The sequence below is a fragment of the Nonomuraea muscovyensis genome, from assembly GCF_014207745.1.
In the GTDB taxonomy this organism is placed as follows: domain Bacteria; phylum Actinomycetota; class Actinomycetes; order Streptosporangiales; family Streptosporangiaceae; genus Nonomuraea; species Nonomuraea muscovyensis.
Map to the genome: position 1 here is coordinate 1,442,737 of NZ_JACHJB010000001.1, position 19,956 is coordinate 1,462,692.

General features: G+C 72.2%; 23 protein-coding genes. 10 read left to right on the plus strand and 13 right to left on the minus strand.

Annotated elements, in window-relative coordinates; genetic code table 11:
• Positions 1 to 59 precede the first annotated feature (59 nt).
• From FHU36_RS06780 to FHU36_RS06815, 8 genes are all read right to left on the minus strand, one after another.
• Complete coding sequence (locus FHU36_RS06780; RefSeq protein ID WP_185082912.1) at positions 60 to 407, minus strand: MGMT family protein; 348 nt, start codon at positions 405 to 407, stop codon at positions 60 to 62.
• Positions 395 to 754 carry a hypothetical protein gene (locus FHU36_RS06785; protein WP_185082913.1) on the minus strand — a complete coding sequence of 120 codons (360 nt, stop codon included), beginning with the start codon at positions 752 to 754 and terminating at the stop codon, positions 395 to 397. The genes FHU36_RS06780 and FHU36_RS06785 overlap by 13 nt, the downstream gene beginning before the upstream one ends.
• A gap of 23 nt (positions 755 to 777) precedes the next feature.
• The gene (locus tag FHU36_RS06790; protein WP_185082914.1) at positions 778 to 1,944 is read right to left on the minus strand and encodes a S8 family serine peptidase; all 1,167 of its coding nucleotides are present in this window, start codon (positions 1,942 to 1,944) and stop codon (positions 778 to 780) included.
• Entirely contained in the window at positions 1,938 to 2,837 is a 900-nt protein-coding gene (locus tag FHU36_RS06795) for a hypothetical protein (RefSeq protein ID WP_312891468.1), read from the minus strand. The genes FHU36_RS06790 and FHU36_RS06795 overlap by 7 nt, the downstream gene beginning before the upstream one ends.
• Before the next feature lie 57 nt (positions 2,838 to 2,894).
• Positions 2,895 to 4,133 carry a S8 family serine peptidase gene (locus tag FHU36_RS06800; RefSeq protein ID WP_312891469.1) on the minus strand — a complete coding sequence of 413 codons (1,239 nt, stop codon included), beginning with the start codon at positions 4,131 to 4,133 and terminating at the stop codon, positions 2,895 to 2,897.
• The gene (locus tag FHU36_RS06805; RefSeq protein ID WP_246502468.1) at positions 4,127 to 4,849 is read right to left on the minus strand and encodes a hypothetical protein; all 723 of its coding nucleotides are present in this window, start codon (positions 4,847 to 4,849) and stop codon (positions 4,127 to 4,129) included. The genes FHU36_RS06800 and FHU36_RS06805 overlap by 7 nt, the downstream gene beginning before the upstream one ends.
• 67 nt (positions 4,850 to 4,916) lie before the next feature.
• Complete coding sequence (gene moeZ, locus FHU36_RS06810; RefSeq protein ID WP_185082915.1) at positions 4,917 to 6,098, minus strand: adenylyltransferase/sulfurtransferase MoeZ; 1,182 nt, start codon at positions 6,096 to 6,098, stop codon at positions 4,917 to 4,919.
• A 43-nt stretch (positions 6,099 to 6,141) separates the two neighbouring features.
• On the minus strand, positions 6,142 to 7,041 hold the full coding sequence (locus tag FHU36_RS06815) for an alpha/beta fold hydrolase (RefSeq protein ID WP_185082916.1): 900 nt from the start codon (positions 7,039 to 7,041) through the stop codon (positions 6,142 to 6,144).
• Positions 7,042 to 7,391: 350 nt separating this feature from the next.
• On the opposite strand from FHU36_RS06815, the gene FHU36_RS06820 reads away from it, so the two are divergent.
• From FHU36_RS06820 to FHU36_RS06830, 3 genes are all read left to right on the plus strand, one after another.
• Complete coding sequence (locus FHU36_RS06820) at positions 7,392 to 7,721, plus strand: hypothetical protein (RefSeq protein WP_185082917.1); 330 nt, start codon at positions 7,392 to 7,394, stop codon at positions 7,719 to 7,721.
• A 306-nt stretch (positions 7,722 to 8,027) separates the two neighbouring features.
• Positions 8,028 to 8,351, plus strand: a complete 324-nt coding sequence (locus tag FHU36_RS06825; RefSeq protein WP_185082918.1) for a hypothetical protein — start codon at positions 8,028 to 8,030, stop codon at positions 8,349 to 8,351.
• 210 nt (positions 8,352 to 8,561) lie between these two features.
• The gene (locus FHU36_RS06830) at positions 8,562 to 8,921 is read left to right on the plus strand and encodes a hypothetical protein (RefSeq protein ID WP_185082919.1); all 360 of its coding nucleotides are present in this window, start codon (positions 8,562 to 8,564) and stop codon (positions 8,919 to 8,921) included.
• Between the two features lie 140 nt (positions 8,922 to 9,061).
• On the opposite strand, the gene ku is transcribed toward FHU36_RS06830, so the two are convergent.
• The gene (gene ku / locus FHU36_RS06835; RefSeq protein WP_185082920.1) at positions 9,062 to 9,994 is read right to left on the minus strand and encodes a non-homologous end joining protein Ku; all 933 of its coding nucleotides are present in this window, start codon (positions 9,992 to 9,994) and stop codon (positions 9,062 to 9,064) included.
• Positions 9,995 to 10,349: 355 nt separating this feature from the next.
• Between ku and ligD the strand changes: the two genes are divergently transcribed.
• From ligD to FHU36_RS06855, 4 genes are all read left to right on the plus strand, one after another.
• A complete protein-coding gene (gene ligD, locus FHU36_RS06840; RefSeq protein WP_312891470.1) occupies positions 10,350 to 11,237 on the plus strand; it encodes a non-homologous end-joining DNA ligase in 888 nt (295 codons plus the stop codon).
• 34 nt (positions 11,238 to 11,271) lie between these two features.
• Positions 11,272 to 11,478 (plus strand): hypothetical protein, encoded by a 207-nt coding sequence (locus FHU36_RS06845; protein ID WP_185082922.1) that lies wholly within the window; start codon positions 11,272 to 11,274, stop codon positions 11,476 to 11,478.
• An 81-nt stretch (positions 11,479 to 11,559) separates the two neighbouring features.
• Entirely contained in the window at positions 11,560 to 12,180 is a 621-nt protein-coding gene (locus tag FHU36_RS06850; RefSeq protein WP_185082923.1) for a TetR/AcrR family transcriptional regulator, read from the plus strand.
• A gap of 121 nt (positions 12,181 to 12,301) precedes the next feature.
• Positions 12,302 to 12,532, plus strand: coding sequence for a DUF3107 domain-containing protein (locus FHU36_RS06855; protein WP_185082924.1), 231 nt, complete (start codon positions 12,302 to 12,304; stop codon positions 12,530 to 12,532).
• 103 nt (positions 12,533 to 12,635) lie between these two features.
• Here FHU36_RS06855 and FHU36_RS06860 read toward each other — a convergent pair whose 3' ends face one another.
• Entirely contained in the window at positions 12,636 to 13,277 is a 642-nt protein-coding gene (locus tag FHU36_RS06860; RefSeq protein WP_185082925.1) for a ferritin-like fold-containing protein, read from the minus strand.
• Positions 13,278 to 13,629: 352 nt separating this feature from the next.
• Here FHU36_RS06860 and FHU36_RS06865 point away from each other — a divergent pair, with 352 nt between their 5' ends.
• On the plus strand, positions 13,630 to 15,486 hold the full coding sequence (locus FHU36_RS06865) for a DEAD/DEAH box helicase (protein WP_221495791.1): 1,857 nt from the start codon (positions 13,630 to 13,632) through the stop codon (positions 15,484 to 15,486).
• Between the two features lie 358 nt (positions 15,487 to 15,844).
• Positions 15,845 to 16,735: an alpha/beta fold hydrolase gene (locus FHU36_RS06870; RefSeq protein WP_185082926.1), complete on the plus strand. Its 891-nt coding sequence runs from the start codon at positions 15,845 to 15,847 to the stop codon at positions 16,733 to 16,735.
• A 278-nt stretch (positions 16,736 to 17,013) separates the two neighbouring features.
• On the opposite strand, the gene FHU36_RS06875 is transcribed toward FHU36_RS06870, so the two are convergent.
• From FHU36_RS06875 to FHU36_RS06885, 3 genes are all read right to left on the minus strand, one after another.
• On the minus strand, positions 17,014 to 18,015 hold the full coding sequence (locus FHU36_RS06875) for a RecB family exonuclease (protein WP_185084656.1): 1,002 nt from the start codon (positions 18,013 to 18,015) through the stop codon (positions 17,014 to 17,016).
• A 27-nt stretch (positions 18,016 to 18,042) separates the two neighbouring features.
• The gene (locus tag FHU36_RS06880) at positions 18,043 to 18,765 is read right to left on the minus strand and encodes an MBL fold metallo-hydrolase (RefSeq protein WP_185082927.1); all 723 of its coding nucleotides are present in this window, start codon (positions 18,763 to 18,765) and stop codon (positions 18,043 to 18,045) included.
• A gap of 94 nt (positions 18,766 to 18,859) precedes the next feature.
• Positions 18,860 to 19,486 (minus strand): DUF6758 family protein, encoded by a 627-nt coding sequence (locus tag FHU36_RS06885; protein ID WP_185082928.1) that lies wholly within the window; start codon positions 19,484 to 19,486, stop codon positions 18,860 to 18,862.
• A 74-nt stretch (positions 19,487 to 19,560) separates the two neighbouring features.
• On the opposite strand from FHU36_RS06885, the gene FHU36_RS06890 reads away from it, so the two are divergent.
• A complete protein-coding gene (locus FHU36_RS06890) occupies positions 19,561 to 19,953 on the plus strand; it encodes an NUDIX hydrolase (protein WP_185082929.1) in 393 nt (130 codons plus the stop codon).
• The last annotated feature ends 3 nt before the right edge of the window (positions 19,954 to 19,956 follow it).

The following is a 19,956-nucleotide window of genomic DNA, read 5'->3' on the forward strand; positions in this document are numbered from 1 at the left end:
TGTGCCCATGCTAAGGGGAGTCGAGTGGTACGGATCCCCCCGAAGGGGGAATCGGCACGTCAATCGCGTTTCTGTGAATCCGCTGAACGTCCGTCCACCCGGCTGTCACCCTGGCCGTCCCAGCGCGCCCGCCGCATGTCGGCCCGGTCGCCCCGCACGGGGGTGCCCTCCTCGCGCCAGCGGGCCAGGCACTCCTCGCGATGGTCGGAGCTCGCGCCGGAGCCGTCCGCGTGCACGACCCGCCACCACGCCACGCCGCCGCCCCAGAGGGACATCACCCGTCCGACCTGCCGCGGGCCGCCCTCGCCCAGATACTCGGCGATGTCGCCGTAGGCCATCACCCGGCCCGGCGGGATGCGCTCCACCACGTCGAGCACGCGCTCGGCGAAGGGGTTCAGGCCGTCCACGCGGCGGGACCCGCCTCGATGATCTCGTCGAACTTGCCGATCTCCATCGCGCTGTCGCCGGTCCACACCTCGACCACGCCGTCACGCACGGCGTAGCTCTCGCCGTCCTCGCCGACCAGCCTGGCGCCGAGCACCGCGGCCAGCCGGACGAGCTGCGCCACCTGCCAGTCGGAGCCGGGCTCCCCCACCACCTGCTCGCGCCACCGTCCCACGGTGTGCGCCGCGCCACCGTGCCTGGCGACGATCTCGTACGACTCGTCCAGCTCGAACCCGGCCGGCACGATCGCCTTCGCGAGGTCGGCGAAGGCGATCGGCGCCTGCCTGACCACGCGCAGCTCGTATCCCATGACGCGGGACGATAGCGGATCTTTCATCCTCTGCGCTGATTGAGCACGATGACGGCGCCACCGAAGGTCACCAGCGCCGCGAGCACGCCGCCGCCGTACAGCAGCAACCGCCACGGCTCGGTGCCCGGCTGCGACGGCACCGGCGAGTCCTCGCCCGCCCCGAAGTGCGTGTCGCCGGGCACCCCGGCGGCCGGTTCGGCGGCCGCCAATTTCTCGGCCGCGTCGAGCGCGGCGCCCGCGTCGACCACCCCGAACCCGGTCTTGTCGTCGTATCCCGCCGCCGGTCGGCCCCTGGCTCCGGCGGCCAGCGCCTGGGCGACCTGTTCGGGGCGCAGGCGGGGCTGACGCGACTTGACCAGGGCGGCCACCCCGGCGACGAGCGCGCCGGCCGAGCTGGTGCCCCGGGACAGCTCGTAGCCGCCATCACGCCTGACGACGGGCACGTCCACGCCGGGCGCGGCGACGAGAACGGACAGGTTGTCGCTGCTGAACGAGGCCTGCCTGCCCTGCTTGTCCACCGCGGCCACGCCGATGACGCCCGGATAGCCGGCGGGGAAGCTCCAGTAGGAGGTGCCGTTCATCTCGGTGTAGCCCGTCTGCCCGTCGTTGCCGACGGCGGCGACCAGCACGACGCCCTTGCCCAGCGCGTACGAGACGGCCTCCCGCTCCGACCGGTGCGGCCCGTAGCTGCCGATCGACATGCTGACGACCTTGGCACCGTGGTTGACGGCGTAGCGCAGGGCCCGCGCCAGCGGGCTCTCCCGCCCGGCCGGCTGCCGGGGCTCGGGGTCGATCGTGCCGAGGTCGGGGTCCTCGGTCACGGCCAGCGGGATCGACAGCACCCGCGCCTCGGGGGCGACGCCGACCAGCCCCTGGCCGGCACCCGACCCGGCGATGAGCGCCGCCATCGCGGTGCCGTGGCGGCCCGGCCGGGCCTCGCGCTGCACGGTGGGCGCGCTCATGTCGGGCGCAGTGGTCACCCGGCCGCGAAGCTCCTTGACGCGCACGTCCACCAGGCTGTCGATCACGGCCACGGTGACACCCTTGCCCTTGGTGACGGCCCACGCCTGCTCGACGTTGAGCGCGTCCAGCACCCACTGCTGCTGCTCGCGGACGGGCGGGGGCGCCGCGGCGGCGGGTGCCTGGAACGCGAGCGCGGCGGCGGTCAGCCCGCGGACGAGGGTCAGCACACGTTCCCCTGGGTGCAGGGCGGCACCTTGGGCGGGTCCGCGAGGAAGTAGGCGATCTGGTTGCCGATCGACCGGGCGGCCGGCCACAGCTCGCTGTGCAGCGTCTCCTCCGGCGGGATCGCCACCCGGGTCCGGCCGTCGGCGTAGCCGCCTGTGGAGAAGACGATGTACGGCCCGGCGCCCACCCAGCCGGTGCGCTGGCGCTGCTCGGTGCCGAACCGCTCGGTGGCCGTGCCGGGGAAGGCGACGGGCAGCACGCCGACCCGGTCGTCCTGGGTGAGCGCCTCGGACGCGGCCACCCGCGACTCCTCGTCCTCCAGCACGGCGACGCCGACGGTGAAGACGAACGCGGCCGTCTGGTCGACGTAGGTGGCGCGCAGCAGGGTGACGCAGCCGTGCTCGTCGAGGGCGCCCGCCACGGAGGCGTCCACGGCGTCGCGGCAGTCGGCCGCGGGGGCGATGCCGACGCGCCGGGCGTACTGCTGGGCCCGGTCGAGCCCGAGATACTTCACCTCTTCGGGGAACACCCCGGACGCCGGCCATGCCTGCCAGCGCCGCGCGACCTCCTCCTGCTGGTAGCGATGCTGCTCGCCGGGGGTGAGCGGGCGGGCCCGGGTCTCGGCGAACAGCCCGATGGTGCCGAGCAGGACGACGACGACCGACATGGCCAGCACGCCGCCGACGAGCACCACGAACCAGCGGCGGTAGCGGACGCCCTGCCGCAGCTCCGCCCCCTCGGCCAGCCGCCTGGCCTCGGTGGCGCGGCGGGGCGAGGCCCCCGGCCAGGCGGGCACGCGCGTACGACGGCCGGCCGGGGTGCCGAGCGGGTTGGTCCGTCCCGGCGTGGTTCCCCCGGCGCGTGGCAGCCCTGAGGTCGTCCTACGTGCCTTCACCACCGCCTCGTTCCCCGGCTCGGTTTCGTGTCTATTTCGTCCCCCTCGGTGAGCGGATCATGCCTCTTGGGAGCTCTGTGCCCGCCGTACCCGTCTGACCAGGACGTACATCGACGCCAGCGAGGTCAGCGCGCCGGCGGTGGCCGCCGCGGCGATCGTGCCGTAGACCGTGACCGCGGTGTGGTCGCGGGCGACGACGGCGATCGGCCCTCGGGAGCCCGCCCCGATCGGCGCGGCCGGGTCGTGGGCCCGTGGGCCGGTCGCGGTCTCGGTGTGCCGGGCCAGGCGGCGGGCCTCGGCGAGGGCTCGGGCGGCGTTCACCACGCCGAAGCCGGTGCCCGTGTCGTAGCCGCCCGGTGGCCGGTCGGTCGCGCTCGCGGCGAGGGCCTGCACCACCAACGGCGGCGACATATCCGGATATCTCGCCTTTATCAGTGCGGCTACGCCGGACACCAGCGCGGTCGCCTGCGAGGTGCCCTGGCCCACCCAGTAGGCGTCGCCGGGCCCCGCCCCCATGATGTCGACGCCGGGGGCGGCCAGCAGGACCGAGGCGTTCCAGTTGGAGAACGTCGCGCGCCGCAGCCTCCGGTCGGTCGCCCCCACCGACACCACGCCGGGGAAGGCCGCCGGATAGGAGTAGGGGGCGAACCCGGCGCGGCCGGCCTTGGCCGCCCCTTCGTTGCCCGCCGCGGCGACCAGCACGACGCCCTTGGAGATGGCGTAGCGGACCGCGGCCCGCTCCTCCTTGGTGGCCAGCTCCTTGGAGATCGACATGTTGATCACGTGGGCGCCCCGGTCGACGGCGTAGCGGATGCCCCTGGCCACCACGTTCTCGAAGCGCCGGGCCGTGTTGAACCGGACGAAGCCCGGCTCCTCGTCCTCCAGGATCACCCGCACCGACAGGACCCGGGCCGCGGGCGCCACGCCGATGACGCCCTGCCCGCCGCCGGGCCCGTGCCCGTGCCCGGCGATCAGCGAGGCCATGTACGTGCCGTGCAGCCGGCGCGGGGGCACGCCGGGCGGGTTGGCTCCGGCGGTGAAGTCGCGGCCCACGGTGACCGAACCGGCCAGGTCGCGGTGGCCCGGATCGACACCCGAGTCGAGCACGGCCACTGTGACACCGGCCCCCTTGCTGGTCCGCCACGCCCTGGACAGGTCGAGCGTGTCGATCACCGGCTGCTGCACGCCGCGCACGTCGTCGGCCAGGGCGGGCGACGCCCCGGCCACCGGCACGGCCACGGCTCCGGCCACCGCGCAGGTCAGTCCGGCCACGACCAGCGCGGCCCGGCTCAGCACCGCCACTCCTTCGAGGCGCAGTCGGGCATGCGCGGCGTGGTCAGGGACACCAGGACCCGCTCGGAGATCTCGGCCGCGAAGGCGAAGATGGCCGGGCGCTGCTCGGCGACGGCCCGCGCGGGCCGCCCGTCCACCTGCCCGGCCGTGGTCAGCACCACGTACGGCCCGGCCTGGCGGACGGAGGCGGCCTGCCGTACGGACGGGGTGAACCGGTGGGACACCGTGCCGGGGAAGGCCAGCGGGCGCAGGCCGGGCGCCGGGGCGCCCCCGGCGGGGAAGGCCGCCTTGGCCCGCGCGGCGGCGAACTCGTCGGGCAGCGCCACGACGCCGACCGTGACGAGAACACCTCGCAGTTCGTCGATGTAGGTGGCGCGCAGCACGGCGAGGCAGCCGGCCTCGCGCAGCGCCCCGGCCGCCCCGGCGTCGACGGAGGCGGCGCAGTCGGTGCGCGGCGAGATGCCGATCCGGGTGGCGCGTTCCCTGCCGCCCTGCTCGGCGGCGTAGGGCAGCGCGGCGGGGAAGACGCTCCCGGCCGGCCAGGCGCGCCAGCGCTCGGCCACCTCGCGCTTGGCGGCGGTGTGCAGCTCGGCTCGGGTGGGCCCCCTGGTCAGCTCGGCGCCCGCCGCGCCGGCCGACACCCAGGCGGCCACCGCGCAGACGAGCGTCAGCACGGAGGCCACCACCAGGGCGGGCCAGCAGGGGCGGGCGAGGTCCACGGCACCGACTTTAATGCGGGCGTCCCGGTGTCATCCGCGAAAACCGGGACCCCCGACGAAACCGGAATCAGTAGGACGGCAGGCTGGGGTCGACGGCCTTGACCCAGCTCAGCACGCCTCCGCCGACGTGGACGGCGTCGGAGAAGCCGGCGTTCTTGACAATGGCCAGCGCCTCGGCCGAACGCGCGCCCGACTTGCAGTGGAGCACGATGCGCTTGTCCTGCGGCAGCTTCTCCAGGGCGGAGCCGTTGAGGAACTCACCCTTGGGGATCAGCGTGGCGCCCGGGATCGACACGATCTCGTACTCGTTCGGCTCGCGGACGTCGACGAGGAAGATGTTCTCGCCGTTGTCCTGCATGGCCTTGAGCTCCAGCGCGGTGATCGTGGAGCCCGACGCGGCCTCGGCGGCCTCGTCGGAGATGGCCCCGCAGAACGCCTCGTAGTCGTCGAGCAGCGCGGTGACCGTGGGGTTCTTGCCGCACAGGACGCACTCGGGGTCCTTGCGGACCTTGACGTCGCGGTACTTCATCTCCAGGGCGTCGTAGATCATCAGCCGCCCGACCAGCGGGTCGCCGATGCCGGTGAGGAGCTTGATGGCCTCGTTGACCTGGATGGAGCCGACAGAGGCGCACAGCACGCCGAGCACGCCGCCCTCGGCGCACGAGGGCACCATGCCGGGAGGCGGGGGCTCGGGGTAGAGGCAGCGGTAGCAGGGGCCGTGCTCGGCCCAGAACACGCTCGCCTGGCCGTCGAACCGGTAGATCGAGCCCCACACGTACGGCTTGCCGAGCAGCACGGCCGCGTCGTTGACCATGTAGCGGGTGGCGAAGTTGTCGGTGCCGTCGACGATGAGGTCGTAGCCGGAGAAGATCTCCATCACGTTGTCGTTGGTCAGCGCCGTGTTGTGGACGACGACGTCGATCAGCGGGTTGATCTCGCGGACGGACGCCGCGGCGCTCTCGGCCTTGGGCCGGCCGACGTCGGACTGGCCGTGGATGACCTGGCGCTGCAGGTTGGACTCGTCGACGACGTCGAAGTCGATGATGCCGAGCGTCCCGACGCCGGCCGCCGCGAGGTACAGCAGCGCGGGCGAGCCCAGGCCGCCGGCGCCCACGCAGAGCACCTTGGCGTTCTTCAGCCGCTTCTGCCCGGCCATCCCCACGTCGGGGATGATCAGGTGGCGCGAGTAGCGGCGCACTTCGTCAACGGTCAGCTCGGCGGCCGGCTCGACCAGCGGTGGCAAGGACACTGTCTACGCTCCCATTGCAGGGGGACCTATCTCCTGTTGAAACCTAGCTGCCGAGTGGGGCATTCCCCAATCGTGTCTCACCTATGAGACGGCGGGCCTCCGCGGCCACGACGCCGGGCATCTCCATCATCGCCACGTGCCCCGCCCGTGGCAGCAGCACCAACCGCACCTGCGGGAACGTACGGCCTGCCTTGGCGGCCATGGCGGGGCGCACCAGCCGGTCGTGCCGGCCGTGGATGATCAGGGTCGGCGCCCGGACCCGGGCGGCCTGGCTCCACAGGTTGTCCTCGCCGCGCCGGAAGTACTCCGCGACGATGCCCCGGGCGGAACCGATCATGGCCGCGGCCGCGTGGGGCAGGTCGTCGCGCCGGCGCAACTCCTCGACGGCATCGTGCAGCCGTACAGGGTGGACCAAGCCCATGTCGGCCCAGACCATCGCGAAGGAGGCGCTGATCCGCTGCTCGGCCGGGACGAACCGGAGCCGGTCGGCCACCCACTCCCCGAGGCGGGGCGTCGCGGCGGCGGCCACACGCACGGGCCCGTACCTGGGCAGCAGGTCCGGCAGGGCGGGTGAGACGAGCGTGAGCGAGCGCACCAGGTCGGGCCGCTGCGCGGCGACCCGGACGGACACCGCGCCGCCGAGCGAGTTGCCGAACAGGTGGGCCGGTCCGGTCTCCTCCATCAGCCCGATCACGGCGCGGGCGTGCGCGGCGATGGTGTAGTCGCCGTTGGCCGGCGCGGGCGAGAAGCCCGCTCCCGGCAGGTCGACGGCGTGGCCGGTGACGTCGTCCTTGAGCTCGTCCATCAGGTCGGTCCAGTTGGTGGCGGCCCCGGCCAGCCCGTGCACGAAGACCGCCCGCTCGGGCGCCCCCTCGGGGGTGGATCTGACGTGCACCGAGCCCACCATGCGTCCTGGCCAGTGCGGGATCGGCTCTGCGGTCATACGCCTTCCTCCTCGCTCACTCCACGATAACCACCCGGCCAGACCTTACCATTCACGGACATATACGACTTAACGCCCTTTATTGGGACTCGATGCGACTTATCCGGGCTGTCCGGACCCCCCGACATAGGGGCAAAACGGACATATCCCGCCAAGTCATTTCATAAATGCTTAATGAGAGCAATGAGAGCGTTACCCTATAGCAAAACGCCACGATTCTCGTTTGCGCCGCCCCCTCGCCGGAAATGAAAAGCCACGGATGACGCATTTGATCGCCATCCACGACATTCTCCATTCGTAGCGGAAAATGTCGAAGAACCAGGGCAACCGATCCTTTAGGGGGGAACTCAATGCCCACGTTCAAGAGCGCAATCGCAGGCCTCTCCCTGGCCACCGCCATGACCGGCGGGGTCGTCGCCCTCGGCGCGGCCACCACCGCGACCGCCGCGGGCGCCGCCACCGTCACCACCACCGCGAGCGACTTCAGCATGGGCTGCTGGAGCGGCTGGCGTTGCTGGGGCGGCTGGCGTCACCGCGGCCGTTCCGGCCGCCAGAAGGTGAAGGTGCACGTCCACATCCACAACAACAACCACAACGACAACGACAACGACGCCGACGCCGACGCGTTCGCCCTGTCGGGTGGCCGCGGCGTCCTCGGTGCGAACGGCCTCGGCCGCTAAGCCGGACGCGCTCCTGGGAGCGCATGGTCGGCCGGGCCGCCAGCCGGCCGGTCGAGGTGAGCCACGGGCTCACGCCTGAATGCCTGTGTTCGCCGGGGTCGTCGTTTCCGAGACGAGCGACGACCCCCCGCACGGAACTCCGGCATTTCGCTGGACGATGACAGGACCGGCCCTGGACCGGAGAATTTTCCAGGAATATTCGGCGCCTCCGACGCCCTGTCGCCGGAGCGCTTTCCATAGCGCCATTCCGCGACGGAGAAAAACGCACGGATGGCGTATCGGGCACCATTCATTGGGGGATATCCCATGGGTCTGTTCAAGCACGCGATCGCCGGCCTCGTGGCCGCCACGGCCATGACCGGTGGAGCCGTCGCCCTCGGCGCGGCCACCACCGTGTCCACCGCCGCTGCCGCGACGACCACCACGGCCTCGGCCGACCACACCCTGGGCGGCTGCGGTGGCGGCTGGGGCCGTCGCTGCGGCGGCTGGGGCTGGCGCAGCCGTGGCCACCACGGCCAGGGCCGCCAGCGGGTCAAGCTGCGCATCCACATCCACAACAACAACGTCAACGACAACGACAACGACGCGGACGCCGACGCCTTCGCGTTCTCCCGGGGCGAGGACGACTGAACCGTGAGGCGCTCCGAGGGGGCGCCCGCCGGCCGGTCGTGAACGCGCCGGAGTGAGCCGCGAGCTCACCACCAAGTGCCTGTGTCCGCAGGGTAGGCGCCGCTCGCCGAATCGAGCGGCGCCTACGCGGCCACAGGCACTCGCATGACCCGGAAGACCCGGTCCCGGACCGGGCAGCGCAATCACTCACCACTTCGTTCGGAGATCCGCATGACCAGGTACAAGCACGCGATCGCGGGCCTCGCGGTCGCCACCACCCTGACCGGTGGTGTGGTCGCCGCCTTCGGCGCGGCCACCTCGGCCACCGCCGCCACCACCAACGCCACGACCGCCGTGGGAGACCACTCCATGGGCGGCTGCGGCGGTGGCTGGGGCGGCCGCTGCGGCGGCTGGGGCTGGCGCAGCCGTGGCCACCACGGCCAGGGCCGCCAGAAGGTCAAGCTCCGCATCCGCATCCACAACAACAACGTGAACGACAACGACAACGACGCCGACGCCGACGCGTTCGCCGTGTCGCTCCCGCGGCCCACCGAAACGGTCACCACCATCGGACCGCCACCGGCTCAGTAGCCGGTAGCCGATCCGCGCGAGCGCCGCCCGGCCGAAACGGCCGGGCGGCGCTCCACATCACCATCCATCCGGAGAAGTCCCATGACCCCGCGGATCCTCAACCGCACACTCGCGCGCGCCGGCCCGGCCCGGATCAGCGCTCAGGCCGACTTGCGGGCCTTGCGCTTGGGCGCGGCCTTCTCCTCGCCTTTCTCCTCACCCTGCTTCTCGGCCTGCTTCTCGGCCTGCTTCTGCGCGGCGCCCTTGGCGGCCGTCGACGTCCGAGCCTGCTTCCCGCCCTTGGCCGGCCGGCCCTCCCGCTCCCGCTTGGCGGCCTCCACGCTGGCTCGAAGCGCCGCCATGAGGTCCACGGCCGGGCCGCCCTCCTCCTCGGTCTCCGGCGGCGCGACGACCTCCTTGCCCGCCACCTTGGCCTCGATCACCTGCTGCAGGGCCTCGCGGTAGGCGTCGTGGTACTGCTTCGGGTCGAAGTCGGCCTCCATGGTGGTGATGAGCGACTCGGCCATCTTGAGCTCCTGCGGCCGTACCTCGATGTCCTCCTCCAGGAACTCGAAGTCGGCCGTGCGGATCTCGTCCGGCCAGAGCATGGTCTCCAGCACGAACACCCCGTCGCGCACCCGCAGCGTCGCCAGCGACTCGCGCTGGCGCAGCGCCACCTTGACGACCGCGACCTGTCCCGAGCTCTCCAGCGCGTTGCGCAGCAGCACGTACGGCTTGGCGCCCTGCCCGTCGGGTTCGAGGTAGTAGGACTTGGCGAAGTAGATCGGGTCGATCTGCTCGGCCGGGGCGAACTGCAGGACGTCGATCCGGCGCGAGGTGGTCAGCGGCAGGTCCTCGAAGTCCTCGTCGGTGAGCACGACGATCTCGCCGGTGGCCAGCTCGTAGCCCTTGGCGATGTCGGAGTAGGGCACCTCCTCGCCGTCGACGGTGCACACGCGCTTGTAGCGGATCCGGCCACCGTCCGCGCGGTGGACCTGGTGGAAGGTGACGTCCTTCTGCTCGGTCGCCGAGAAGAGCTTGACCGGGATCGTGACCAGCCCGAAGGAGATCGCACCCTTCCAGATGCTGCGCATGTGCACTCCTCGTCTGCGGTAGCGGGCGGCTCACCCATGGGCACATACCCGTCATGGGGCAAGGAATGCCACGCCCAAGGCCATACCCGATCGAGCCGATGCCGGCCGTACCTGGAGCGAAAGGCCTATGGAGGTCGAGGGGGACGGCATCCGCGTCCTCGTGCGCCTCGACGGGGGGTTGCGGATCACGGGACGGCACGGGGCCCGGGTGACGGACCCGGTCATCGGCCGTGGCGAAACCGCAGGGTTAGACCCGATCTCGTCGGGGAGGTGCCCTACACGGGGTGGACGGACGAACTGCGGCCGCGCCACCCCGTGTGGCGGGGCCCGGCAGGATCCCCTCGGAGGTCACCCGGTGAAGCAGGCGAGCAAGAAGGTCCCGGTCCGGGTCGAGAGCCGCGACCTCGTCCTGACCAACCTCACCAAGGCGCTCTACCCGGAGACGGGGTTCACCAAGGCCGAGGTGATCGACTACTACAGCCGGATCGCGCCGGTCCTGCTGCCGCACCTGCGGGGCCGGCCGCTGACCGTCAAGCGCTACCCCGACGGCGCCGACGGGATGTTCTTCTTCGAGAAGAACGCCCCGCCGCACACCCCCGACTGGGTCAGGACGGTCAGGCTGCCCGCCCCCGGCAGCACCAAGGACCGCGAGACCATCGACTTCGCCGTCGTCGACGACCTGCCGACGCTGGTGTACTACGCCAACCTGGCCGCCCTGGAGCTCCACGTCCCGCAGTGGCGGGTCTCCGCGGACGGCGAGGCGCTGCCCCCCGACACGCTGGTCTTCGACCTGGACCCGGGGCCGCCCGCGACCATCGTCGAGTGCTGCCGGGTGGCGCTCATGCTGCGCGAGGTGCTCGACGCCGAGGGACTCACCGCGCTGCCCAAGACGAGCGGCAACAAGGGCATGCAGCTGTACGCCGGGTGGGACTGCCGCGAGGAGCCGTCGGCGTACGCCAAGCGGCTCGCCCAGCTCCTGGAGCGCCGGCACCCCGACCAGGTCGTCAGCGTGATGGCCAAGAAGGCCAGGCCCGGCAAGGTGTTCATCGACTGGAGCCAGAACAACCCCGCCAAGACCACCGTCGCGCCCTACTCCCTGCGGGCCGCCCGGCTCCCCACGGTCTCGACACCGCTGCTGTGGGCGGAGGTCGAGGACTGCGGGCGGCCGGAGGACCTGGTCTTCACCGCCACGGACGTCCTCGCCCGGGTCGGGGAACACGGGGATCTTTTCCGCCGGGCGTAGTCTGGTCCCGTCCGCGTCTACAAGGAGAGCGCATATGTCGGAGATTGACCCTCGTGGGGACGATGCGTACGAGGACGTAGAGCTGCCGATCGAGGCGCCCGAGGCCGACGCCGCCGAGCAGCAGCGCCAGGCCCTCGAGGAGGAGCAGCGTCCGCGGACGTCCCTCCCCCTTGAGGCCGATCCCGCCGACGCGGCCGACCAGGACCGGGTGGTCGACCTGGATGACGACGACTACCGGTGAGGGGCGCTGACCTGCCCGTAAGATGTGCGCACCGAGCGCACCCAGAGACCCGAGCGCACTGAGAGACCCATGGGAGACCGCGTGACCGCAACCCCGGACGCCAAGCCCCGGGGCACCCGGCTGCCCCGACTCGCCCGCCGCAGGCAGCTGCTGAGCGCGGCGCAGGAAGTGTTCGTCGAGAACGGCTACCACGCGGCGGCCATGGACGAGATCGCCGACCGGGCGGGCGTCAGCAAGCCGGTGCTCTACCAGCACTTCCCCGGCAAGCTGGAGCTCTACCTCGCGCTGCTCGACCTGCACGTCGACGACATGGTCAACCGTTGCCGCGAGGCCCTGGCCTCCACCAACGAGAACAAGCTGCGGGTGCAGGCGACGTTCAGCGCGTTCTTCGACTTCGTCTCCACCCAGGGCGAGGCGTTCCGTCTCGTCTTCGAGTCCGACCTGCGCAACGTCGCGCCGGTGCGGCAGCGGGTGGAGCGGTCCCTGCGCGAGTGCGCGGAGATGGTCAGCGCGGTGATCCAGGAGGACACCGGCTGCACCAGCGACGAGGCCCACCTGCTCGGGGTCGGCCTGGTCGGCATGGCCGAGGTGAGCGCCCGCTACTGGGTCACCACCCACGGCTCGATCCCCAAGGACGCCGCCGAGCAGCTCATGGCCCGCCTCGCCTGGCGCGGCATCAGCGGTTTTCCGCGTACGGCGTAACACGTTCGCTGGTCGCGATCAGCTCCCCTTTCCCGGCTGCGGGTGGGCGACGATGGACAGAGCCAGCCCCCGTCGAGCGACGGCTCGCAGTGGCCGCGTCACAGGCACGAAAGGGAGCACGATGGAAGTCAAGATCGGTGTCCGGTCCGTTCACCGCGAGCTCGTCGTCGAGACCGAGATGTCGTCCGAGCAGGTGGAAGAGGAGATCCGCAACGCCCTGGCCGCCGATCGGGGCGTGTTCTCCATCACCGACATGAAGGGCAGGCGCGTGCTCGTGCCGGTCGCCTCGCTCGGGTTCGTGGAGATCGGCGAGGACGAGCCGAGGCCGGTGGGCTTCGGCGGCACCCTCTGACGTTCGCGCCGGCGTTCACGCCGACGCGCACGCTGACGTTCGCGGTGTGAAGGGCGTGAGGGCGCGGCCATCGCCGCCCCTCACCGCCCCGGCCGGCGGCCGGTCAGAGGCCGAGGGCCGCCATCCGCTTGCCGTGCTCCTCTGTCAGCCGGGCGAACATCCGCGAGATCTCCGCCTGGTCGTCCGCTCCCTCCACGAGCATCCGGGCCAGCTCCGGCCGGGCCGCGGCGACCCGCTGCCCCTGGCTGAGCGCTTCCCCGACGAGCCGCCGCGCCCACAGCGCCAGCCGTCCCGAAGCCGCCGGGTCCGCCTTCAGCGCGGCCCGCACCCGTTCCACCGCGAACTGCGAGCGGCCCTCGTCGGCCGACACCACGTCGACCAGCTTCGCGATCGACGGGTCGAGGCGCTTGGCCGCCTCCCGGTAGAAGTCGAACGCGATGCCCTCCCCGACGTACGCCTTGACCAGCGCCTGCAGCCAGTCGGACGGCGCGGTCTGGGCGTGCCAGGCGTCCAGCGGCTCCACGAACGGCGCCATGGCCCGCTCCGGGTCGGCGCCCAGCTCGGCGAGCTGGTCGCGCAGCAGACGGAAGTGCTCGTACTCGGCCACCGCCAGCTCGCTGAGCGCGGCCCGGTCGGCCAGCGAGGGCGCCAGCGCCGCGGCGTCGTCCGTCATCCGCGCGAAGGCGCTGAGCTCGGCGTAGGCGAGGACGCCGAGCAGGTCGAACACACCAGGAGAGTCCTTCATGGAAGGCAGCGTACTTCGCGAAAATCTACGGGAACATCCAGAAGCTCGGCCTGCGTTGTGGTATCGAGTACACTGCTCTGTGAAAGTGCGACCGCCCTGTGTTATTTCGGGGGATTTCCCCGATAACCCCCCGCTTCCCCGGGTCTGCGGTCGCTGATGACACGCGAGGGCTGGCTCTACCGCGAGGACCCTGACACGGGGATGGTTTCCCACCCGTCGGTCCCGGCAGGCCCGCCTTCATTTGAGACTGAGGCAGGCCACGCTGACGACTTTCCGAGACCTCGGAGTCATACCAGAGATCGCCGATGCCCTCGAGACCGAGGGCATCACCACACCGTTCCCGATCCAGGAGATGGCGCTACCGCTCGCACTGAGCGGCCAGGACCTGATCGGGCAGGCCCGCACGGGCACCGGTAAGACCCTCGCGTTCGGCATCGCGATGCTCCAGAGCATCGGCAAGCCGCGCAAGAACCGCAAGAAGCCACGCGGCCTCGTCGTCGTGCCCACCCGCGAGCTGGCCGTCCAGGTCAGCGAGGACCTGGTGACCGCAGCCGGCAAGCTCGGCTCCCGGGTCCTGACCGTCTACGGCGGGCGGGCGTACGAGCCGCAGGTCGAGGCGCTCAAGGCCGGCGTCGACGTGATCGTCGGCACCCCCGGCCGGCTGCTCGACCTGGTCAAGCAGAAGCACCTCGACCTCAGCCAGGTCACCGCGCTCGTGCTCGACGAAGCCGACCGGATGCTCGACCTGGGCTTCCTGCCCGACATCGAGCGGATCTTCAAGCTGATCCCCGAGCAGCGGCAGACCATGCTCTTCTCGGCCACCATGCCGGGCGAGATCGTCGGGCTGTCGCGCAAGTACCTCAACCGTCCCACGCACGTGCGGGCCGAGCACGACAGCGGCGAGGGGGAGACCACCCCGCAGGTCCGCCAGATCGTCTGGCGGGCCCACCGCATGGACAAGATCGAGATCGTGGCCCGGCTGCTCCAGGCCGAGGGGCGCGGGCTCACCATGGTCTTCTGCGAGACCAAGCGCGCCTGCGACATGGTCGCCGAGCAGCTCGACACCCGCGGCTTCGCAGTCGCGGCCGTCCACGGCGACCTGGGTCAGGGCCAGCGCGAGCAGGCGCTGCGCGCCTTCCGCAACGGCAAGATCGACGTGCTGGTCGCCACCGACGTGGCGGCGCGCGGCATCGACATCGATGACGTCACCCACGTGGTCAACTACGACTGCCCCACCGACGACAAGACCTACGTGCACCGCATCGGCCGCACCGGCCGGGCCGGGCGCACGGGCATCTCGGTCACGTTCGTCGAGTGGGAGGAGCTGACCCGCTGGAAGATGATCAACCAGATGCTGGGCCTCGACTTCGCCGAGCCGGAGGAGACCTACTCCACCTCGGCGCACGTCTACACCGAGCTGAACATCCCCGAAGGCACCAAGGGCGTCCTGCCGCACGCCGCCCGTTCGCGGGCCGGTCTGTCGGCCGAGCGCATCGAGGACCTGGGCGAGACCGGCAGGTCGCGCACGCGGGGCCGCCGGCGTGACGAGCGGGAGGAGCGTCCCCCCGCCGCGCGCACGCCGCGCCAGCGCCGCCGCACCCGTGGCGGCAAGCTCACGCAGGAGGGCGCCGCGCCCGTGGAGACGCTGGAGGTCGAGCCCGTGGACAGCCATTCGCGCCCGAACGAGGAGACACCCGCGATCATCACGACAGACGAGGTGGCCAGGGCCACCGCTGAGCCGCGCCGCCGCACCCGCCGGTCCGTCGTCCAGGACGAGCCCGTCGCCCAGGACACGCCCGTGGCCGCCGCGCCGCCGCAGGACACAGCGGTGGCCGAGGCCCCGGTCCAGGAGGCGCCCGCCACCCGGGCCACGAGCCGGACCACGGGCCGCGCCACGAGCCGGTCCGCGACCCGGACGGCTCCCGTGGAGACACGGGAGGCCGAGCTGGTCACCCCGCCGGTCGCCCAGCCCGTCGCTGAGCGTCCGGTCGCGGCCGCCGTTCCGGAGCCGAGCTTCCTGTCCACCCCCCCGCCGCCGGCCGGCAAGGAGCCGGAGCGGATCATCCCGCCGAGCCCGTTCGCGGTGATCTTCCAGTCACCCGACCTGGCGACGGACGACGACGACATCGCGCCGTCCGCCGCCACCGAGCGCAAGCAGCAGCGCCGCCAGGCGCGCGGCAACGGCGGCAACCGCCGTCGCGCCGGCTGAGACCCAGCCACGCCCGCAAGGCGCGCGCCCCTGGGGGTGCGCGCCTTGCGGCGTTCATGGGCACCTCTCGGGCACGACGCCCAGGCGCCAAGCACCGGGTACCGCCCACCGGGCACAGGCGCGGGAGCACGGGCGCGGCGAGCGACCCCCCAGGGCCCGGAAGGCGGCCGCCGCTTCCTCCGGCCGCGGCTCAGGCGGACTCGTTCGACCGGGCAGGTGGGTGACAGGTGGTCGGGTCCGCTTGCGAGGTGGGGGGCCGAATCCACGGTTCGCGCATACGTCGCAACTCCCCTGAATCGCACCAGCGTACCGCGTTCGCCGGTGTCGGGCCGCTGACCTCGGGGTATTGTTGCCCCACGTGAGCACGCCGCGATTCCTGACCCTGCCACCTGGCGTCGCACCTCAGAAGATCGAGACGCCCCAGGGCAGCTTCGCGGCCCTTGAGGCGCTTCCGGTGAGCGGCGTGGTGGAGCGCTGGCCCGCACTGCTGGTGCCGGGCCTGACCGGCAGCAAAGAAGACTTCATCGCGATCCTGCAGACGCTGGCCCAGTCCGGCCGGCGAGTGCTCGCGGTCGATCTGCGCGGCCAGTACGAGACGCCGGGCCCCGACGACCCCAGCGCCTACACCTGCGCGGCGCTCGGGGCCGACATCGACCTGCTGGCCCAGGCGACGGGCGGCGGCGAGCCCATCCATTTGGTCGGCCACTCCTTCGGCGGGCTGGTGACCCGAGAGGCCGTCGTGGACGGGCGGACGAAGTTCGCGTCGTTCACGCTGATGGGGTCGGGCCCCGCCGCGATCGTCGGCAGGCGCGCGCACCACAGCCGCACCCTCATGAAGGAGGTGCCCGAGCAGGGCCTGGAGGAGGTCTGGCACTCCAGGTTCGAGCCGGAGGCGCTCAACGCCGGGGTGCCCGACGACATCCTGGCGTTCCTGCGCAAGCGGCTGCTCGCCAACTCCCCCACGGCGCTGGCCTGCATGGCCGAGCAGGTCGTCACCATGCACGATCGCACCGAAGAGCTGCGGCAGGTGGAGGTGCCGACACTCGTCCTGTACGGCGAGCACGACGACGGCTGGCCGCCCGAGACGCAGTCGGAGATGGCCGCGGCCCTGGGCGCCGAGAGCGTGGTCGTGCCGGGCGCCGCCCACTCGCCTGCTGTGGAGGCGCCGGAGACGACCGCTGCGGCGCTGGTGAGGTTCTGGAACGCGGCCGAGAGCCGGCTCTTGGACAGCCGGTCCGGCGGCATGTGACCATCTCCTTGCCAGGGGGCGTTGACGGCCTCCTTGCCATGGGGGCATCCGACGACGTCGTGGTGCAGCCGCCGCGCAGGGCGTGCTGTGAGCTATATCACTCTTCTGGATTCGGCTGTGGTGACGGGTCTCCGGTCGGCGGCTGGACGCAAGCCGCCTCCGCGGGACAGCTCGCGCATCGACGATGCCGGTGATCTTCCGATCTCGACTGCGCAGGCGTGACGATGGTGCTCGCCACTCACGTGCACCATCACCGGCGAGCCGGTGGGGGTGGCGGGCTACTCGGCCAGGCCGTCCCAGGGGCGGCGTTCGGGGGCGGCGGTGCGGCCCTCGGGGCAGTGGCGGCGGAAGTCGCACCACGAGCAGAGGGGACCCGGGTTGGGGGCGAAGATCTCGTCGAGCTCCGGTGGCAAGGCGGTGGGCGGGGTGGCCGACGCGTACGGGGTGCCGGGCGAGGATCGGGGCGTGGACGAAACCGTGGAGGCGGGCGGGGGCCCGGAGACCGGCGAGCCCGTGGCGGCAGGCTCGGACGGCGGCTGCGCGGGCGCTGCGGGTGACGGGCGGGCGGCGGGCCGGGTGCGCGGGGCCGGGCGGGCGCCCATGAGGTCGCGGTAGCGCTCGTCGGCCGTGGCCGCCTCGACCGCCATCTCCTCCGCCCGCCGCAGGTGGCGCCCCAGGGACTCGTCCGTGTGCCGCCACTCGACGATCTCGCCGGTCGGCAGGTGGTGCAGCTCCACCGCGTGGCACGGGGTGCGCATCATCCGGGACGCGGCGACGGCGTAGACGGCCAGCGCGAGCGACGAGCGCGCGTCGTCCTGGGTGAGCGGCCGGCGGCCGGTCTTGTAGTCGACCACCACCAGCTCGTCGCCCCGCCGGTCGAGCCGGTCGATGCGGCCGGACACGGCGATGACCTTGGTGCGGGTGGCCACCGTGCGCTCGACGCCCACCGGGTCGTCGGACGGGTCGAGCGTGCCGGTGTAGCCGGTCACGTAGTCGCGGGCGCGGCCGAGCCACTGCGCCGACTGCTCGGCGTCCCGGAACCCCTCCGCGATCCAGCCGTTGGTGAGCAGGATGGCCGCCGTGAGCGGGGTCCGGCGGTCGTACGGCTCGCGCCACCACGCGGCCAGCGCGTTGTGCACGCTCGCGCCCACGCTGTTGTGCGCCCAGGCCGGCCCCTTGGCGGGCTGGGGCCGGTCGAGGTAGGTGAACCGGTAGCGGCGGCGGCAGTCGAGCCAGGAGTTCAACCGCGACGGCGTGCACGAGTAGAGCCGCCGCGGCATCCCGTCCAGCGGGAGCTGGTCGTACACCTACTCGTCGCCCGGCGTGATCCTGATCCCCGCCACGCGGGTGCCGTCACTGAGCGGACCCTCGGCCGAGGCGTCGCCCTCGCCCGGCTTGCGGGTCAACGAGCCGGAGACCCAGTCGTCGAAGTGGGGCTCCAGGTCGCCGATCGTGACCTCCTCACCGTGGGCGGGCAGCACCCGGGTGTCGCCGGGCAGCGTGAACAGCCGCCCGCCGATGGAGGTGAGCTGGTCGGGCAGGGCGGGGTATTCGCCGCCGAGCTTGCCCGGCCCGTCGGCCTGCAGGGACTTGCCGGTGAACACCGCCCCGAGCGCCTCGCAGTAGAGCGAGACGCCGCCGGGCGAGATGCCGGGCGTCTCCAGGACGTCGAGCTGGACGTCGGCGACGCCGAAGATGCCGTCATCCTCCATCTCGATGTCGGGCCAGGTCTCCGCCCAGGTCTCGCGCCACAGGGTCTTGTCCTTGGGGTGCAGGGCGATCACCGCCTCGTCCCGTGCGGCCACCTCGATGGCCGCGCCGACGTGGTCGGGCAGGCCGTGCGTGCAGATGACGGCGAGCACCTCACGCTCGCCGACCTGCTCGAGAATCGTGTCGGCGGCACGCGCCGGGTCGATGACGATCACTTCGTCGTCGTCGCCCACGATCCAGGTGTTGTTGTCGACCTTCTGCTCGGTGCCGTCGATGTCGACGACGCCCTCGGTCACCACTCGCTCGATACGCGCTGTCACGCCTCCGAACTCTAGTCCGTTCGGCTCGCAGTGCGAATTCCGTCACGTCCGAGTCGCGCGACGATCATGGGTCAGCCGTGTCCCGCCGGGAACGCTAGCCGCCGAGCCGCGGGGAGAAGGCGCCGAACGGCAGGTCCAGCTCGTGGTCGCGCAGGTCCAGCAGGGCCAGCTCGCTGAGCGCGATGAGGCAGCCCGCCTCGGCCGGCCAGAAGATCGCCCACAGCCAGTTGCCGAGCGCCTCACCGGCGTAGACGGCCCGGTCGTCAGACCCGGCGACGCACCACAGCGGCGTGGGGTGGCCCAGCACCTCGATCTTGGCGTTCGGCGGGCCCGCGTCGAACCCTTCGCCGGGATCCGGCCCGCCCAGCCCGGCCAGCGCCGCCCCGAGCCCCACCCCGGGCTCCTCGGCGACGATGAGCACATCGGCTGGCCCGTGGGTGATCGACGGCCCGCAGAGCGCGACGACGCTGGCCCGGTCTCCGGTGCGCTCGTCGCCCACCTCGCCGAACCCCGTCACCAGCCAGCCCGCGGGCAGCGGCCAGGGCAGCCAGACGGGCACCACCGAGTTCTTGCGGAGCGCCTCGACGGCGGCGAGGGACGGCGGCCGGGGCGGCTGGAACGGCAGGACGTCGCCGTGCGCGTCGCACCGCCACGCGCTCGACCACGCGTTGGGCCCGTGGAGGGAGCCGAAGCATCGAGGGCAGGTTGGAGGCGCCTTCACAGCTACCCACGGTGCGTCTTCCGGCGGCGTGCCGTCAAGGCCGCATTCCGTTTGCTCCTCGTTATGTTGGTCAGGTGCGCGTAAATTGTGTGGGCGCGGTGATCATCGACGGGGCCGGCCGGATCCTGCTCGTCCGGCGTGGTCACGCGCCGGGCGCGGGCCTGTGGTCGGTGCCCGGCGGCCGGGTGGAGCCCGGCGAGACGGACGCCGCCGCGGTGGAGCGCGAGGTGCTGGAGGAGACGGGGCTGCGCGTCGCGGCGGGCGCCCTGGCGGGCACGGTCGAGCGTCCGGGGCCGGGCGGGGTGACGTACGTGATCCGCGACTATCTCGCCTCCGTGACGGGGGGCGAGACGGTCGCGGGGGACGACGCGGCCGCCGTGCGCTGGTGCTCCCGCCGGGACCTGGCGCGGCTTCCGCTCGTGGCCGGCCTGGCCGAGGTCCTGGAGGAGTGGAAGGTGTGGCCGTGAGCG

What these genes read in the sequence shown, in the direction of transcription:
- FHU36_RS06785 (WP_185082913.1), bottom strand. Translation starts at nt 754, where the DNA reads ATGGGATACGAGCTGCGCGTGGTCAGGCAGGCGCCGATCGCCTTCGCC.
- FHU36_RS06815 (WP_185082916.1), bottom strand. Translation starts at nt 7,041, where the DNA reads ATGACCGCAGAGCCGATCCCGCACTGGCCAGGACGCATGGTGGGCTCG.
- FHU36_RS06820 (WP_185082917.1), top strand. Translation starts at nt 7,392, where the DNA reads ATGCCCACGTTCAAGAGCGCAATCGCAGGCCTCTCCCTGGCCACCGCC.
- FHU36_RS06825 (WP_185082918.1), top strand. Translation starts at nt 8,028, where the DNA reads ATGGGTCTGTTCAAGCACGCGATCGCCGGCCTCGTGGCCGCCACGGCC.
- FHU36_RS06830 (WP_185082919.1), top strand. Translation starts at nt 8,562, where the DNA reads ATGACCAGGTACAAGCACGCGATCGCGGGCCTCGCGGTCGCCACCACC.
- ku (WP_185082920.1), bottom strand. Translation starts at nt 9,994, where the DNA reads ATGCGCAGCATCTGGAAGGGTGCGATCTCCTTCGGGCTGGTCACGATC.
- FHU36_RS06845 (WP_185082922.1), top strand. Translation starts at nt 11,272, where the DNA reads ATGTCGGAGATTGACCCTCGTGGGGACGATGCGTACGAGGACGTAGAG.
- FHU36_RS06855 (WP_185082924.1), top strand. Translation starts at nt 12,302, where the DNA reads ATGGAAGTCAAGATCGGTGTCCGGTCCGTTCACCGCGAGCTCGTCGTC.
- FHU36_RS06860 (WP_185082925.1), bottom strand. Translation starts at nt 13,277, where the DNA reads ATGAAGGACTCTCCTGGTGTGTTCGACCTGCTCGGCGTCCTCGCCTAC.
- FHU36_RS06865 (WP_221495791.1), top strand. Translation starts at nt 13,630, where the DNA reads ATGGCGCTACCGCTCGCACTGAGCGGCCAGGACCTGATCGGGCAGGCC.
- FHU36_RS06875 (WP_185084656.1), bottom strand. Translation starts at nt 18,015, where the DNA reads ATGCCGCGGCGGCTCTACTCGTGCACGCCGTCGCGGTTGAACTCCTGG.